Annotated in this window: 17 protein-coding genes; 7 read left to right on the forward strand and 10 right to left on the reverse strand. The window is 67.1% G+C overall.

Features of this window, described 5'->3' with window-relative positions; genetic code table 11:
- The 6 genes from AC2FNJ_RS13140 to AC2FNJ_RS13165 form a co-directional block, all read right to left on the reverse strand.
- Nucleotides 1-230 (reverse strand): carboxymuconolactone decarboxylase family protein (locus AC2FNJ_RS13140; RefSeq protein ID WP_496764807.1); only part of this gene is annotated, 230 nt, incomplete at its 3' end.
- A 186-nt stretch (nt 231-416) separates the two neighbouring features.
- Nucleotides 417-1,157, reverse strand: coding sequence for a sulfotransferase-like domain-containing protein (locus AC2FNJ_RS13145; RefSeq protein WP_496764809.1), 741 nt, complete (start codon nt 1,155-1,157; stop codon nt 417-419).
- Between the two features lie 47 nt (nt 1,158-1,204).
- Nucleotides 1,205-2,029: an aspartate racemase/maleate isomerase family protein gene (locus AC2FNJ_RS13150; protein WP_496764811.1), complete on the reverse strand. Its 825-nt coding sequence runs from the start codon at nt 2,027-2,029 to the stop codon at nt 1,205-1,207.
- Entirely contained in the window at nt 2,023-2,448 is a 426-nt protein-coding gene (locus tag AC2FNJ_RS13155) for a GFA family protein (RefSeq protein WP_496764813.1), read from the reverse strand. The genes AC2FNJ_RS13150 and AC2FNJ_RS13155 overlap by 7 nt, the downstream gene beginning before the upstream one ends.
- Nucleotides 2,441-3,532 (reverse strand): aromatic ring-hydroxylating oxygenase subunit alpha, encoded by a 1,092-nt coding sequence (locus AC2FNJ_RS13160; protein ID WP_496764814.1) that lies wholly within the window; start codon nt 3,530-3,532, stop codon nt 2,441-2,443. Before AC2FNJ_RS13160 ends, AC2FNJ_RS13155 begins: the two co-directional genes overlap by 8 nt.
- Entirely contained in the window at nt 3,529-4,416 is an 888-nt protein-coding gene (locus AC2FNJ_RS13165) for a MurR/RpiR family transcriptional regulator (RefSeq protein WP_496764816.1), read from the reverse strand. Before AC2FNJ_RS13165 ends, AC2FNJ_RS13160 begins: the two co-directional genes overlap by 4 nt.
- Nucleotides 4,417-4,484: 68 nt before the next feature.
- Here AC2FNJ_RS13165 and AC2FNJ_RS13170 point away from each other — a divergent pair, with 68 nt between their 5' ends.
- The 7 genes from AC2FNJ_RS13170 (at nt 4,485) to AC2FNJ_RS13200 (ending at nt 13,283) form a co-directional block, all read left to right on the forward strand.
- Nucleotides 4,485-6,938: an FAD-dependent oxidoreductase gene (locus AC2FNJ_RS13170; protein ID WP_496764817.1), complete on the forward strand. Its 2,454-nt coding sequence runs from the start codon at nt 4,485-4,487 to the stop codon at nt 6,936-6,938.
- A gap of 88 nt (nt 6,939-7,026) precedes the next feature.
- A complete protein-coding gene (locus AC2FNJ_RS13175) occupies nt 7,027-8,109 on the forward strand; it encodes an alcohol dehydrogenase family protein (protein WP_496764818.1) in 1,083 nt (360 codons plus the stop codon).
- Nucleotides 8,106-8,684: a dimethylsulfonioproprionate lyase family protein gene (locus AC2FNJ_RS13180; protein WP_496764819.1), complete on the forward strand. Its 579-nt coding sequence runs from the start codon at nt 8,106-8,108 to the stop codon at nt 8,682-8,684. The genes AC2FNJ_RS13175 and AC2FNJ_RS13180 overlap by 4 nt, the downstream gene beginning before the upstream one ends.
- On the forward strand, nt 8,681-9,787 hold the full coding sequence (locus tag AC2FNJ_RS13185) for a mandelate racemase/muconate lactonizing enzyme family protein (RefSeq protein WP_496764821.1): 1,107 nt from the start codon (nt 8,681-8,683) through the stop codon (nt 9,785-9,787). The genes AC2FNJ_RS13180 and AC2FNJ_RS13185 overlap by 4 nt, the downstream gene beginning before the upstream one ends.
- Nucleotides 9,784-10,890: a mandelate racemase/muconate lactonizing enzyme family protein gene (locus tag AC2FNJ_RS13190; protein WP_496764823.1), complete on the forward strand. Its 1,107-nt coding sequence runs from the start codon at nt 9,784-9,786 to the stop codon at nt 10,888-10,890. The genes AC2FNJ_RS13185 and AC2FNJ_RS13190 overlap by 4 nt, the downstream gene beginning before the upstream one ends.
- On the forward strand, nt 10,887-11,993 hold the full coding sequence (locus AC2FNJ_RS13195) for a mandelate racemase/muconate lactonizing enzyme family protein (protein ID WP_496764825.1): 1,107 nt from the start codon (nt 10,887-10,889) through the stop codon (nt 11,991-11,993). The genes AC2FNJ_RS13190 and AC2FNJ_RS13195 overlap by 4 nt, the downstream gene beginning before the upstream one ends.
- A 9-nt stretch (nt 11,994-12,002) precedes the next feature.
- On the forward strand, nt 12,003-13,283 hold the full coding sequence (locus tag AC2FNJ_RS13200; RefSeq protein ID WP_496764827.1) for an aspartate aminotransferase family protein: 1,281 nt from the start codon (nt 12,003-12,005) through the stop codon (nt 13,281-13,283).
- 21 nt (nt 13,284-13,304) lie between these two features.
- Here the strand turns inward: AC2FNJ_RS13200 and AC2FNJ_RS13205 are convergent, their stop codons facing one another.
- The 4 genes from AC2FNJ_RS13205 to AC2FNJ_RS13220 all read right to left on the reverse strand — a co-directional run bounded on the left by AC2FNJ_RS13205 (nt 13,305) and on the right by AC2FNJ_RS13220 (nt 15,706).
- Nucleotides 13,305-13,523, reverse strand: coding sequence for a DUF1127 domain-containing protein (locus AC2FNJ_RS13205; protein ID WP_496764829.1), 219 nt, complete (start codon nt 13,521-13,523; stop codon nt 13,305-13,307).
- A gap of 129 nt (nt 13,524-13,652) precedes the next feature.
- Nucleotides 13,653-14,057, reverse strand: coding sequence for a carboxymuconolactone decarboxylase family protein (locus AC2FNJ_RS13210; RefSeq protein ID WP_496764831.1), 405 nt, complete (start codon nt 14,055-14,057; stop codon nt 13,653-13,655).
- 3 nt (nt 14,058-14,060) lie between these two features.
- A complete protein-coding gene (locus AC2FNJ_RS13215) occupies nt 14,061-14,879 on the reverse strand; it encodes a cyclase family protein (RefSeq protein ID WP_496764833.1) in 819 nt (272 codons plus the stop codon).
- A gap of 101 nt (nt 14,880-14,980) precedes the next feature.
- Nucleotides 14,981-15,706, reverse strand: a complete 726-nt coding sequence (locus AC2FNJ_RS13220; RefSeq protein WP_496764835.1) for a type 1 glutamine amidotransferase — start codon at nt 15,704-15,706, stop codon at nt 14,981-14,983.
- Nucleotides 15,707-15,997: the final 291 nt, after the last annotated feature.

Consider the following 15,997-nt stretch of genomic DNA (forward strand, 5'->3'; position numbering starts at 1 on the left):
ATCTTCCCCAGCGCACCGATCATCGCCAGGTTCATCATCGAGCGGGTCTTGGCGTCGATCACCTCGTCGCCCCAGCCAAAACCCCAGCACCAGGCAGTCATGGCCTCCTGAAACGGGCGGGTGAAGTCATCGGCGGCGGCCAGGTTCTTTTCCACATACTCCGCGCCCTGAGTCGCCTTGCGCTGTTCCAGCCCTTTCAGGAAAAGGTCTTCGTCAAACATGTCTGCCATGATCGGTCTCCAAGTTGCCTCGCCTGCCAGTTGGTATGAAGACTCCGCGTCGGGCAAGAGGTCATCTTTGACCGTCATGCTGTTTAGCATCGGATGCCATCGGGTGACTCCCTCACGACGCCAAGTCTGCCGTCCCGTTGCACCGGATCGACGGATTGCAGTAGGAACAAAAATAGACATTTAACATCAGCATCTTATCCGATGCTTGTACAGGTGGTCATAATGCGGTTTCATCCGGCGGAAGACCTGTCTGACGCGGTCCGGGGCGTCTTGGATCGCGATGTGCCGTCGCGGTTGCGGGGTCAGTCCGGTGGAGTTGGCGAGGTTGGCATGGAACGAGCCGCCGTCCCACCAGCTGTGGGCCGAGGGGTCGCCGCCGGCCTCCCAAGTCAGCGCCTCTTCGATGAAGGGTAGGCCGACGGAATCGCAGAATTTTCGTGTCATGACAACGGGTTCTTCCAGCAGGTCGTCGCTGTCGATCACGGGCGGCGGGGTGCCGTTGAGCGCCGTCAGCAGATCGAACAACGCCCGCTGTTCGGGAAAGCCGACCTCGCCTTCGGCGAAGTCCGGCCATTGCCTGTACATCGAGGTGATGGTCTTGGCCGGGTCGCGGATCAGGAAGGCATGGGTGAAGTGCGACAGGAATTCGGTATCCCACATGTGATTGATATAATGAGGAAAATCCTTGATGAAAACCGGTCCGCGACGGGCGCGCTGCTGCAGGTCGGCCCACACGGACTCGAGGGTCAGACCCGGTGTCGTCTTGTCGCCGGGCCGGAAGCGGTGCCATAGCGGTTCTTCGCCCTGATACCAGGCTTCGCCGAAGGGTTCGTGCAGGCAGTCGAGGTCGCCGCGCTGGCGCATCATCCATTCGAAGGCGGTCGAGGTCGAGCGCGGAATGGCCCAGAGCGCCACGATCTTGTGCATTTTGTACACCCTCCCAAATGCCCACTGTCCGATTTGTACGGAGTTTTTCAGCCCCTCAGCGTCTCCAGCAGCCGCCCCTGCGGCGTCACCGGCGCCAGCCCGAGCGACTTGAAGATGCGCCAGTAGAGCGCGATGTCGTGTCCGATGACCGGCTTGCCCAGGCGCGCTTCCAGATCGGTGGCCAGATGCAACGGCCGTTGCGGCAACCCGTTCGGGCCGGTGCGGAAATTGCACATGCCGTTGATCAGGATCGCTTCGGCCTGCGGGGCCTTGTCGGCGACATACTCGAAACTCCTGAGGGCCAGATCGCCGTCGAAGACCCAGCGGCAATCGTTCACAGCCTCCTGGCTGTCGAACCAGCCCTGATCGTGGAAGTTGCCGGCCCAGACCACGTCGAACCCGGCCTCGCGCAGAAAGCCGACCGTGCCCTGCCACCATTCCGGCCAGTGATAGGCGGCGTTGAGTGCGACCTTCTCGACATTCATCGCGCGCAGGGCTTCGACCATCGCGTAACCGGCCATGTGAAACCGGATGCCGTATTTGTCCGAGAGATCCTCGCAATGCCGCCGGACGCCCTCGACTCCCAGCCCGCTGGCATGGACCCAGTTCGAGCCGACCTGGCCGCAGACATCGGCGCCGTTGCGGGACATGCAGTGCACGAAGTCTTCCAGCATCCCGAAATTCCGTTTCCGCTGATCCAGCCCGTGCACGTAGTCGGGCACGTGCAGCATCCAGCCATGCACGCCGACGGTGTCGGGGCACATGCGCAGGAAGTCCGAGGGCGCGGCGTCAAAGTCGAAGGGTGGCGAAGTGAAGCCCACCTGATAGGGAAACAGCTTGTGTTCGGGGCGCCATTCGCCGGGCATCAGCATGGGTTCTGCTCCTGATCGGCGGGCTCGGCCTGAAAACCCTGGTGTTTGGGGATGTCATCGGCCAGATGCAGCCAGGCAGCGGCGTTGGCCATGACGACATGGGCGTCGGGGGTGTAGCCGGAGGCGTCGGTCAACGTCGCCGCGTGAATGTGGATCTCTCCCGGCCATTTGTCGGACCGGAAATAGAGGCGCGTTCCGCATGTGGGGCAGAATCCGCGATGGCTGCCGGGCGAGCTTTCGTAGTGGTTGATCTCGCCCGACCACCGGACCGTTTCCGGCGGCAGGCCGACAAAGGCGGTGAAGGGCGAAGACGTGGCCCTTTGGCAGTCGGTGCAATGACAGGCCAGGCGGCGCGTCACTTTGCCGGTCGAGGACCAGCGCACCGCGCCGCACATGCATTGGCCGGTCAGGTCAGCCATCCACCGCCTCCCGCATCCATTGCTGCAGCTTGGCGATGGAGTGTTCCGACATCACGCCGCAGCGAGGATCGAGAACCAGCGGGCCGGGCCGGTAGCCGCGGGACTTCATGCCGCGATGGACCGATTCCACCAGCCGGATGTCCTCTTCGACCGTGGTTTCGCGGTCCTGCACCGCCAGTTGCCGGATCACCGCGCTTTCCGAGCCGCCTTCGGTGTACCAGCCGCGCCAGACGGTGCAGTGGTCCACGTCGCGTGCGCGCCAGTGATAGGTGTTGAGCACGTTGCCCGGATAGCATTGGAACGAAAACATCGGCCACAGGAACCACGACCGGTATTCGCCCGCATGGGGCACCGACAGGTCGATGGCATAGGTCATCTTGTCGAGGCTCTGGCATTCGGTCGTGTGGCGCAGGACGTAGCCGCCGCCGGCGTCGGGCTGGATGTCGTAGGTTTCGGGCTTGACCACGCCCTCGGCAAAGGTTGGGTGGTTGGTGGGGCAGTGGTAGCATTCCGAGTAGTTCTCGATGCTGACCTTCCAGTTGCAGTCTTCCGGCACCTCGACCCATTCCAGCGGTTCCAGCGCGTCGATCTGCGGAACGTAGGTCCGGATTTCCTCGCGCACGCCGGGATACCAGTCGTCCATCGGGGCGGCGTCGTCGTCGAGATTGACGAAGATGAAGCCGTTGAACACTTCGGTCCGCACCGGGGTCAGGCAAATCGCGCTGCGGTCGAAGCCGGGAACCGATTTGATGTTGGGTCCGGCGCGGAGTTCGCCGGAAAGCTCGTAGGTCCAGGCGTGATAGGGGCAGACGACGACGCGGGTGTTGCCGGCGCCTGTGACCATCTCATGCGCGCGGTGCTGGCAGACGTTGTAGAAGGTGCGGATTTCGCCATCGCGCCCGCGGATGCAGAACAGGTTTTCGCCCGCGATCTCGAAGGCGAAGTAGTCGCCGGTCTCGCGCACCTGCGCCACATGGCCCGCGAATTGCCAGGTGCGGGACAGAAGCCCCCTCATCTCGGTCTCGAAGATCGCCGGGTCGGTGTAATAGCGCGCGTCCAGCGCGTGGGTCAGCGGTGCGTTCATTCGGGTTCCTCCGCATAGAGGCCAAGCTGGTGTCTGCGTTGGTGAAACCGCTCGACCCGTTCCACGATCTCGTCGCTGGAGACCGCGATCACGAAGGACAGCAAGGTTTCCAGCAGCGCGATGGTCGAGACGGACGAGGGGAAGAACTGCGGCGTGTCGACGGCGACGACAAAGCCGTGATGGGCGTTCAGGATCACCGGGCTGGCCGGGCTGTCCGAGATGCCGATGACCGTCAGCCCCTGTTCGCGGGCGAGCTTGACCGCCTCGATCACCTCGGTCCGGTAGGGCTTGCAGGTCATCGCGATCAGCACGTCCTGACCGTCGGCCCAGGCCAGATCGTCGATCGGGGTGGAGCCGGGGCGGGGGATGGCATGGAACTGCTTCATCCCCGTCGAGGCCAGATAGGTGAAGTTGCGCGCGTTCGAGTTGTTGACGCCGACGCCCAGCGTGAAGACCTGCCGCGAGGTCCAGATCGCTTGGGCGGCCGCATGCAGGCGTTCGGCGCTGATGCCGGCGAAGGTCTCTTCGATGTTGCGGATCGCGGCGCCGACCATATCGGCGTAGAGGCCGCCCATCTCGCCGGATTTGCCGATGTCCTGCAGCCAGCGGGCGCGGTCGGGGAACGAAACCGCGCCGCGGCGGATCGCGTCGCGGAAGGGGGCGCGGAAATCCTCGTAGCCGTCAAAGCCCACCTGCCGGGCCATGCGCACGAAGGTGTTGGGTTTGACATTGGCGGCCTCGGCGATCTCGCGCACGGTGGACACCCCGACCTCGGCCGGGTTCTCCAGCACGTAGCGCGCCGCCTTCTGCGCCTCGGGCGTCAGGGCGTCCCATTCCTCGGTCAGCCGGTCCAGGACGGTGGATGATACATTTGTGTCATTCATGATTGACGATGGTACAAATGTGGAATTAGCCTGTCGAGCAGAAACGCGACTCGGGGAAAGGAAAAATCATGTCCCAGGGCAATCTGCCGTCACAGGCCCGCGTGGTGATCGTGGGCGGGGGTGTCATGGGCGTCGGTCTCGCCTATCACCTGGCGCATGAGGGCTGGACCGATGTGGTCCTGCTGGAAAAGGCCGAGCTGACCAGCGGCAGCACCTGGCATGCGGCGGGGCAGATCACCCATTCGACCAGTTCCTTCGGCCTGGGCAAATGCGTGGACTACAACATCGGGCTCTATTCCGGTGCGCTCGAGGCCGAGACCGGGCAGGCGGTGACGTGGCATGGCTGCGGCTCGTTCCGGCTGGCCTATACCGAGGACGAGATGGACTGGCTGCGCCACACCCTGTCGGTGGGCCGCAGCCTGGGCTTCAACATCGAGCTGGTGGGGCCGGACCGGGTGGCCGCGCTGCATCCGTTCTACAACCTCGACGGGGTACTGGGCGCGCTGCACACGCCGGATGACGGGCATGTGGACCCCACCAACGTGACCATGGCCCTGGCGGCCGGCGCCCGTCAGCTGGGCGCGCGGATCATCCGCCGGTGCCGGGCCACCAACATCACGCAGGCTGACAACGGCGAATGGGTGGTCGAGACCGAACGGGGCACGATCCGCTGCGAACACGTCGTGAATGCGGGGGGCACCTATGCCCGGCAGATGGGGGAATGGTCGGGCCTGCAACTGCCGATGACCTCGATGACCCACCACTATTTCGTGACCGAGCCGGTGCCCGAGTTTCAGGATCTCGACCGCGAGCTCCCGGTGATCCGCGATGACCGCAAGGTCTCGGGCTATATCCGCATGGAGCAGAAACGCGGGCTGATCGGGATCTACGAGAAAGAGAATTCGAACTCGGTCTGGCATGACCATTGCCCGTGGGACTATGAAAACTGGCTGTTCGACGCCGATTACGACCGGGTCATGCCGTGGCTCGAAGAGAGCCTGAACCGGATGCCGGTCTTTGCCGATCTGGGCATCCAGCGCGAGGTGCACGGGGCGATCTCGCACCCGCCGGACGGCAATCCGCTGATCGGCCCGGCGCCGGGGGTGCGCAACTACTGGTGCTGCTGCGGCACGCAGATCGGCATCGGCTGGGGGCCGGGCCTGACGCGCGAACTGGCGCGCTGGATGGTGCACGGGGCGGCGGACATCTCGATGCGCGACTACGATCCGCGCCGGTTCGGGCCTTATGCCACCAAGGAGTGGCAGGTCATCAAGGCGCATGAGGACTACAAGCTGCGCCACGAAATCCCGTTTCCGCATTTCAACCGCCTTGCCGGCCGGCCGATCAAACCGTCGCCGCTGTACGACCGGCTGAAAGCCAAGGGGGCCGTGTTCGAAGAGGTCTATGGCCATGAACGCCCGCGGTGGTTCGCCCGGGATGGCGTCGAACAGCGCGATCACTATTCCTTCCGGCGCAACGTGGTGCACGACATGGTCGCCGCCGAATGCAGGGCCGTTCGCGAACGGGTCGGGATCATGGACATTTCGGCCTTCACCAAGGTCGAGGTGGCCGGCCCGGATGCCGAGTCGCTGCTGGACCGGCTGGTCGCCAACCGTTTGCCGCAAAGGGTGGGCGGCATCGCGCTGACCCACATGCTGAACCGCCGCGGGCGGATCGAGCTGGAAACCACGGTCGTGAAGCTGGGCGAGGGCCGCTACTACCTGGTCTGCGCGGCCTTCTTCGAACAGCGCCTGCTGGATCACCTGACCCAGCACCGCGGCGGCGAAGACGTCGATATCATCCTTCGGTCGGACGACTGGGCCGCGCTCAGCCTGAATGGCCCCCGCGCCCGCGACGTTCTGGCCGCCTGCACCGATGCCGACCTGAGCAATGCCGGGTTCAGATGGCTGACCGCGCAGCAGATCGAGGTCGCCGGGCACCGGCTCTGGGCCTTCCGCATGTCCTATGCCGGTGAATTGGGGTGGGAACTGCACATGCCCCGCGCCAGCGCGCTGGCGGTCCATGACGCGCTCTGGGCGGCCGGAGAGCCGCATGGCATCGCCGCCTATGGCTCCTTCGCGATGAACGCGCTGCGGATGGAAAAGGCGTTCAAGGGCGCGGGGGAACTCACCAACGAAGTCACCCTGGCCGAGGCCGACGTGCTGCGCTTTGCCCGCACCGACAAGGACTGTCTGGGCAGGGACAAGACCCTGAACACCGACCTGCCGTGGATCTGCGCCTATCTGGAGATCGAACCGGACGGCGTGAATGACGGCCATGGCGGCGAGGCGGTGCTGCGGGACGGCAAGGTGATCGGCTCCACCGCCTCGGTCGCCTATGGCCACACCGTCGGCAAGATCCTCGCCTTCGCCTACATCCGGCCCGAGGCCAACGTGCCGGGTACGCGGGTCGAGGTCATCATCGCCGGGCGCCCCCGCGCCGGCCGCATCCTCGGCGAACCCGCCCATGATCCGGACAGCATCCGGCCGCGCACCGACGCGATCCGAGAGCCCGCCGAATGACCCAGCCATTTCATCTTGCCGGAAATACTCCGGGGGGAGCCGCAGGCGGGGGGCAGCGCCCCCCTCTGCCCGCGACGGGAGCGCAGAGATGACCATACCCGAGACCATGCAGGCCATGGTGCTGACCGGCCATGGCGGCCTCGACAGATACGCATGGCACGAAGACTGGCCGACGCCGCGGCCCGGCCCGGGGGACGTGCTGATCCGCGTCGGCGCTTGCGGGCTCAACAACACCGACGTGAACACCCGCTCGGGCTGGTATTCCAAGACGGTGAACCAGGCGACGACCGGCGGCGCCTATGACACCGTGGCCGAAAGCGATCCGACCTGGGGCGGCCGGCCGCTGAGCTTTCCGCGCATCCAGGGGGCCGACGCGGTCGGCACCGTGGTGGCGGCGGGCGAGGCCGTGGATGGGGCGCTGATCGGCCGGCGGGTGATGGTCAACGGCTGGCTGCGCGACTGGGACGATCCGGACAACAAGGACAAGACGGGGTATTTCGGCTCGGAATGCGATGGCGGTTTCGCCGAATACACCAAGGTGGACGCGCGCAACGTGCTGCCGGTCGCGTCGGCGCTGTCGGATGCGGAACTGGCGACCTTCTCCTGCTCCTACACCACCGCCGAGGGGATGCTGATGCGGGCCGGTGTCGGACCGGGAGACACGGTTCTGGTGCCCGGCGCCTCCGGCGGCGTGGGCGGCGCGCTGGTGCAGCTGGCCAGGCTGCGCGGCGCGCGGGTCATCGCCATGGCGTCCGAGGCCAAGCACCCGGAGGTGGCAAGGCTCGGCCCCGACCGCATCCTGCCGCGCGCGCCCGACGATCTGCGCGCGGCGCTGGGCGGCGAGCGGATCACCGTGGTCGCCGATGTGGTCGGCGGCGGCTACTGGCCGAAACTGATCGACATCCTGGACCGCGGCGGGCGCTATACCTGTTCCGGCGCCATCGCCGGGCCGATCGTCGAATTCGACCTGCGGACGTTCTATCTGCGCGACCTGACCTTCACCGGCTCGACGGTGGTGCCGCCCGAAGTGTTCGAAAACGTCGTGCGCTACATCGAGCAGGGAAGACTGACGCCCGTTCTGGCCGCGACCTATCCGCTGCGCGAGCTGCGCGCGGCGCAGCAGGCCTTCATCGACAAGACCCATACCGGCAACATCGTGGTGATCCCGTGACCCTTGACGACGTTCTCGACGCTGCGCGGCAGCTGCATCTGGCGCATCCCGACCTGTCGGGCTTTGCCCCCTGGCCCGACGACCTGACGCCCTCGGGCCTGCAGCCGCGGCCGATCCCCGCCACCGATCTGGTGGCCGGCTTCGACCTGCCCGGCACCGCCGCAACCCAGGCCCTGATCGACGCGGTCCGGGCGACGGCGCATCTGGCCAGCTGGAAACGCACCTATACCGAAGCGGAGGTCGGGGCCGATTTCCGCAACCGCTACGGTTATTACGAGCTGTTCGGCCCGACCGGGCATTTCCGGTCCGGCCGGCTGCGCGGCTATGTCGGGTACTGGGGCGCGGGGCTGACCTATGACTGGCACAGCCATCAGGCCGAGGAACTGTATCTGACGCTCGCGGGCGGCGCGCTGTTCAAGGTGGATGGCGACGCGGCCTTCGTCGGTCCCGGCCAGACCCGCGCCCATGCCAGCTGGCAGAGCCATGCGATGATCACGGCCGACCGGCCGATCCTGACCTTCGTGCTGTGGCGCGGTGAAGGCATGGCCGATCTGCCCAGGATGGATGCTGCATGAAGATCACCCGCATCCGCGTCTATCAGACCGGGCTGCCCTATGTCGGCGGGGCCTATGCCTGGGGCGCGGGCAACGCGATCGAAACCGCCACCGCCTCGGTGGTGGTGATCGACACGGATGCGGGACTGCGGGGCTGCGGCGAGTTCACGCCCTGCGGCGAGAACTACATGATCGCCCATTCCGAGGGGGTGCCGGCGCTGGCGCGGCTGGTGGCGCCGCATCTGCTGGGGCGGGATCCGCGCAACGTCGCGGGCATCGAGCGGCTGATGGACCATCTGGTGCAGGGGCATGGCTACGCCAAGGCGCCGTTCGACGCCGCCTGCTGGGACTTGCTGGCGCAATCGCTGGATGCGCCGCTGCACGCGGTCTGGGGCGGAAAGCTGACCGAGGGCGCGCCGATGTACCGGGTGGCGCCGCAGAAGGGCACGGCGGAAACGGTGGCCGAGCTGGAGCGGTACCGGGCGCAGGGCTACCGGCAGTTCCAGATCAAGGTGGGCGGCGACTGGGCGGCGGATATCGAGCGCATCCGCGCCACCGTGCCGCTGCTGGAACCCGGCGAAAAGGCGATGGCCGACGCCAATCAGGGCTGGCGGGTGGATGACGCGCTGCGGGTGGCGCGGGCGACGCGGGATCTGGACTACATCTTCGAGCAGCCCTGCCGGAGCTACGAGGAATGCCTGCAGGTCCGCGCCCGCATCGACCTGCCGATGAAGCTGGATGAATGTGTCACCGGCATGCACATGGCGCAGCGGATCGTGGCGGATCGCGCGGCCGAGCTGGTGTGCCTGAAGATCTCCAATCTCGGCGGGCTCAGCAAGGCGCGGCGGGTGCGCGACTATCTGGTCGAGAACCGCATTCCGGTGGTGGCCGAGGACACCTGGGGCGGCGAGATCGCCAGCGCCGCGCTGGCGCATTTCGCCGCCACGACCCCGCCCGAATACCTGCACAACACCACCGACCTGATGAACTACAACACCCGGTCCACCGGCATCGGCGGGCCGCAGGCGCGGGAGGGCAGGCTCCATGCCTCCGACACACCGGGCCTGGGCGTCACGCCCGACTTCGAGAGCCTTGGCGCGCCCGTCGCGGAGTTCACGCCATGAAGATCACCCGGATCTCGGTCCATCACGTCGATCTGCCGCTGGAGCATCCCTATTGGCTGTCCGGCGGACGGCTGAAATTCGAGGTGCTGGACGCCACCTTCGTCAAGCTGGAGACCGACGAGGGGCTGACCGGATGGGGCGAGGGCACGCCCTGGGGCCATACCTATGTGCCGGCGCACGGGCCGGGCATCCGCGCCGGGATCGAAACCATGGCGCGCTTCGTGCTGGGGCTCGATCCGCGCAAGGTGCTGGAGGTCGAGCGGGCGATGGATCTGGCCTTGCCCGGCCATCTCTATGCCAAATCGCCCATTGACATGGCCTGCTGGGACATCGCCGGGCAGGCGGCGGGGCTGCCGATCGCCGACCTGATGGGCGGCGGCTCGCGCACGCCCGCGCCCATCGCCTCGTCGGTCGGGGCCAAGACGGTGACGGAGACCCGCGAGGTCATGGACCGCTATCGCGCGCGCGGCTATCACGTGCATTCGGTCAAGGTGGGCGGCGACGCCGAGCGCGACATCGAGCGCATCCGCGATGTCGAGGCGCACCGGCCAAAAGGCGAGCGCATCCTCTATGACGTGAACCGCGCCTGGACCCGGCAGCAGGCGCTGCGGGTGATGAAGGCGACCGAGGATCTTGGGGTGATGTTCGAGCAGCCGGGCGAGACGCTGGGCGACATCGCGGCGATCCGGGCGCTGCACGCCGCCCCGGTCAGCATCGATGAAAGCCTGGTCACGTTGCAGGATGCCGCCCGCATCGCGCGGGAAGGTCTGGCCGAGGTGTTCGGCATCAAGCTGAACCGCGTCGGCGGGTTGACCAAGGCCGCGCGGATGCGCGACATCGCGCTGGCGCATGGCATCGACATGTACGTGATGGCGACCGGCGGCTCGGTGCTGGCCGATGCCGAGGCGCTGCACCTGGCCGCCACCATCCCCGATCACAACCGGCTGGGCGTCTGGGCCTGTCAGGACATGCTGACGCTGGATATCGCCGGAGGCCGCGGCCCCCGGAACGTAGACGGCCACCTGCACCTGCCCGAAACGCCGGGGCTGGGCGTGGCCCCGGACGAGGCGGCGCTGGGCGACCCGGTGGCGGTGTATCAATGACCCGGATCGTGCGCATTTCGCTGTGGCACCTGCCGCTGACCAGCCACCAGGCCTATTACATGGCCGACGGCAAGACCTGCGACACGGTGGAAACGGTGGTGCTGGCGCTGGACACCGATGACGGGCGCACCGGCTGGGGCGAGGTCTGCCCGATCCCGCATTACCTGCCGGCCTATGCGCGCGGCGTCGCCCCGGCGGTGCAGGAGATGGCGCCGGTGCTGCTGGGTGCCGACCCGGTCGGCCCCGAGGCGCTGATGGCGCGGCTCGACCGGCATCTGCAGGGGCATGTCTATGCGAAATCCGCCATCGACATCGCGCTGTGGGATCTGACCGGGAAGGTGGCGGGCCTGCCGCTGCATGCGCTGCTGGGCGGGCGGCGGGCCGAGACCATGCCGCTCTATCATTCGATCACCTGCGTCGCGCCCGACGAGATGGCGCGCATCGCGGTCGAGGCGCAGAACCAGGGCATCACGCAATTCCAGGTCAAGCTGGGCGCGGATGGTGACTGGCAGGCCGACGTGGCCCGCCTGACCATGGTGCGCGAGGCGGTGGGCGACGGGCCGCTGGTCTATGGCGACTGGAATTGCGGCGCGACCTCGCTGGACGCGACGCGGGTGGGCCGGGCGGTGGCAGATCTGGACGTGATGCTGGAGCAGCCCTGCGCCAGCATCGAGGATTGCGCGCGGGTGCGGGCGGCCACGGGCTTGCCCATGAAGCTGGACGAGAGCGCCCATGACACGGCCAGCCTGCTGGCCGGGCACGCGCAGGGCTGCATGGATGCGGTGGCGGTCAAGCTGTCGAAATTCGGCGGCCTGTCCGCCGCGCGGCGCGCCCGCGATCTGTGCCTGCATCTGGGGGCCAGGATGTGTGTCGAGGACACCTGGGGATCGGACATCACCACGGCGGCATTGCTGCATCTGGGCGCGGCGACCGATCCGGCGCGGCTGATGAATGTCTGCGATCTGTCAGGATATGTCGCGCCCCGGCTTGCGCCGGAGGGTCCGGTGCGCAAGGCTGGCCGCATCGCGCCGCCCGACGGGGCCGGTTTGGGCGTGGCGCCGGACCGCGACGGTCTGGGCGCGCCGGATTTGATCTTGGACTAGGAGGCCACCATGCTCACGACACTTAGCCAGGCCGATTGGATCGAACGCGCCAGGGCGGTGCTGCCCGGCGGCGGCTTCGGCAATTTCGATCCGTCGATGTTCATCCGCGAGGGCCGGGGCAGCCGGGTCTGGGACGAGGACGGCAAGGAATACGTCGATCTGCTGATCGGCTCGGGGCCGATGCTGCTGGGGCACGGGCACCCGGAAGTGATGGAGGCGGTGCTGGAGCAGCTGCCCAGGGGGATGACCTTTTTCGCCAACAACGCCCGCGCCGTGGAACTGGCCGAGGAGATCTGTTCCGCCGTCGCCTGCGCCGAACAGGTGCGCTATGTCTCGTCCGGGGGCGAGGCGGACATGTACGCGATCCGGCTGGCGCGCGCCTTTACCGGGCGCGACCGGATCGTGAAGTTCGAGGGCGGCTATCACGGCATGTGCGCCGAGGCGCAGATGAGCCTGGCGCCGTCCAGGATGGTAAATTTTCCGCAGGCGGTGCCGGACAGCGCCGGTATCCCGGAAAGCGTGCGGGCCGAGATGCTGATCGCGCCGTTCAACGACCCGGACTATATCCGGTCGCTGCTGGCCGAGCACGGCAAGGACGTGGCGGCGATCATCGTCGAACCGCTGCAGCGGATCATCCCGCCCGAGCCGGGGTTCCTGCAACTGCTGCGGGACGAGGCCGACAAGTATGGCATCGTGCTGATCTTCGATGAGGTCGTCACCGGGTTCCGGTTTGCCTATGGCGGGGCGCAGGAGCTTTACGGCGTGGTGCCGGATATCGCCACTTTGGGCAAGATCATCGGCGGCGGGTTCCCGCTGGCCGCCATTGCCGGGCGGGCCGAGATCATGGCGCATTTCGACAAGGCCGCGGTGGGGGCCGGGAAATGGCTGATGCAGCTGGGAACGCTGTCGGGCAACCCGGTGGCGGCGGTGGCGGGGCTGAAGACCATGGAGGTTCTGCGGCGCGCGGGGCAGTACGAGGCGCTGCGCGACAATGGCCGGCGGCTGATGGCGATGGCCAAGGCGGCGCTGGACGGGCAGGGCATCGCCCACCGGATCGTCGGCGATCCGACCCTGTTCGAGATCGTCTTCACCACGGGCGAGGTCCGCGATTATCGCGACGTGTTCGGCTCGGACACCCAAAGGGCCGCGAAATTCAACGCGGTGCTGATGCAGAACGGCATGTTCAAGGCCGCCGGCAAGACCTATCCTTCGCTGGCCCTGACCGAGGCGGATTTCGAGCTGTGCGCGGCGGCCTATGCCAGGGCGGCGGAGGCCGTCGCCGCGGACTGACGCCAGCGGAGGCGCCCGCCGTCAGATGACGTCGGCCATCACCAGGCGGATGATGTCTTCGCGGTCGATGCCGCGGGCCTTGAGTTCGGCGTCGCTCATGGCGGACAGCGCCCGGATCTGGCGCACCTTGGAATTGGCCTCGCCGATGCGGGCCAGGGCGTCGAAGATGCCGGTGAAGATGTCGGCCAGCGCGGCGCAGAGGGTGAGGAGTGTCGAACGGCCTGTGGTGGAGTGCGTCATGTCGGATCTCTCGGGTCAAATCGGGTTTGACGCCGAGATATTCCGCGCCCGGCGGACTGACCAGAGCGCCGGCGGCATAGCCGCCGTGCGCCCGGTGCAAATCTGCGGCGGAAATGCCGGTTCGCCCGCTCAGTCCCGGTCCGCGTCGAAGGCGGCATCCACCGGCACCTGCAGGGCCGTGACCAGCGCGTTGGTCTGGCTGGCCATGCCGATGACGGCCAGCAATTCGCCATGCATCGCATCGGTCATGCCCTTGGCGCGGGCGGCGGCGGAATGCGAATGCACGCAGTATTCGCATCCGTTGGCGGTGGACACCGCGATATAGATCATCTCCTTGACCAGCGGGTCCAGCGCCCCTGCGGCCATCACCGATTTCAGCCGGTCCCAGGTCGCGCGCAAAAGGGCGGGATCGTGGGCCAGCGCGCGCCAGAAGTTGTTGACGTAGTCGGTGCCGCGGGTGGCGCGGATGTCGTCGAAGACGGCCAGCGCCTCGGCGCTGGCCTCCTCGTCGGACAAAAGCCGGACGGTCGCCATGGCTCAGACCAGGGCCAGGATGCGCGCCGGGCCGCCCGAGCCGCCGCGATGCGCGGGGGCGCCCACGACCAGCGTCGCGCCGGCGGCGGGCACCTTGTCGAGATTGGCGAGGTTTTCGATGCCGTAGCGGTTGGTCGGCAGCCAGGCGTAATGCACCGCGAAATCCCCGGACGGTCCGTGATCGAGCGACAGCGTGTCCACGGCCAGGGCCACGGCGCCGGTCTCGTCCATCAGCATCTGCGCGGCTTCGAGGTGGAAGCCGGGGAAGTGCATCTTGCCTTCGCCATCGGCGTTGCGGAATCCGTCGGTGGCCGCCTTGCCGGCCCATCCCGAATGCATGGCCACGCAGGCGCCGTCGGGAATCGGGCCATTGGCGTCGATCCAGGCCTTGAGGTCGTCAGGCGTCACCTGGGCGTCCGGGTCATCGGCGGCGCGGGCCGCGATATCCACCACGCAGAGCGGGCAGACCAGATTCGAGACCGGGATCTCGTCGATCGACTGGCCGTCGGCGGAAAAGTGCAGCGGCGCGTCGATATGGGTTCCGGTATGTTCGTTCAGGGCGAGGGTGAACAGGTTGAACCCGTTGTCCTGAAAGTTGAAGGCCTGGGTCGCCTCGATCCCGGGCTCACCGAAATAGGTCGGGAAATCGGCGTCGTACACATGCGTCATGTCCACCACTTCGCCGTGGCCCTGCGCCAGCGCCGGCGGCGCCGCGGCGGCGCCCAGCGCGGTGCCGGCGGCCATCGCTGCCCCGGCCTTGAAGAAGGACCGCCGCGACAGCATCCGGTCCTTTACGGCATTCATCACACAAATATCGCACATCTCTGTTGCTCCCTGTTGTGGTTCTGGACTGCCGCGATCGGTCCGATGAGCCTGCCTCGGTCCGAGCCTAGCACAGATTTTCCGAAATCAACGGGTGCGTCTTATGGCAACCGCTTGAGTTTTCGGGCCTGTTCGAAGAACCGCGCGAGGCTTTCGGCATAGGCCGCCTGATCGGCCGGTTCGCGCAGCGAGTCGAGCGCCGCCCGGCGCAGCGCGTCGCCGATCTGGGGGCGCATCTCGTCCGCGAGGGCGACCACGAACGCCTTGTCCATCTCGGGGTGTTGCTGGGTGGTATAGACGTGAGTGCCGATCGCGAATCCCGAGGTTTCGCAGGCGTCGGAGCGGGTGAGGTTCACGGCCCCGTCGGGCAGGCGCGTCACCTGTTCGCTGTGACAGCCGTAAAGCCGGATCACGTCGGGCAGATCCCGCGCCCAGCCGGGCCGTTCCAGAACCTGGTTGCGGGTGACGCCGAAAACCCATCCGTCCGGGTTCCAGTCCACGTCGCCGCCGAGCGCCGCGGCGATGGCCTGATGCCCGAAACAGGCGCCGAACACCGGCTGGCGCCGTTCGGCCATGTCCCGGATCAGGTCGAACAGGCGGGCGACCCAATCGGCGCCGCTGCGGACCGAGGCCGGGCTGCCGGTGATGAGCGCCCCGTCAAACCGGGTGATGTCGGCGGGAAACACACCGTCCTTGACCGAGTACACCTCGACCGTCCAGTGCGGGCGGGCGATGTGGATCAGCCGCCCGAAGGTCTCGCCGTCCTTCGGGTGCGCCTGGGCAAAGGCGCTTTCGTCGGTGTTGGTCATCAGGATTGCAAGATGCATGGCCGGTCTCGTCCTGGGTGCCATGGAGTCTATGCCGCCTGTGTGCGGACCGCGCCAGTGGAAATGCGCGGCGGTCTCGCAGTATGATCGCGGGGCGGGCTGGCAACGCTGCGTCGGCTGGCCGGAATCGGCTTGATCCGGGGCGTGATGCACGGCAGTTTCATTGGCAAAACGTCGTTTCGCAATGCGGAACATGGGTTGAAGGATGCCGCGCGGGTGACGCAAGGTTCCGCATCCGATCGGGCGCGGGGCGTCTAAGGTCGGCGCAGCAAGTACGGGCGACTCGCAGGT

The organism is Ruegeria sp. BHSB196, assembly GCF_059613135.1.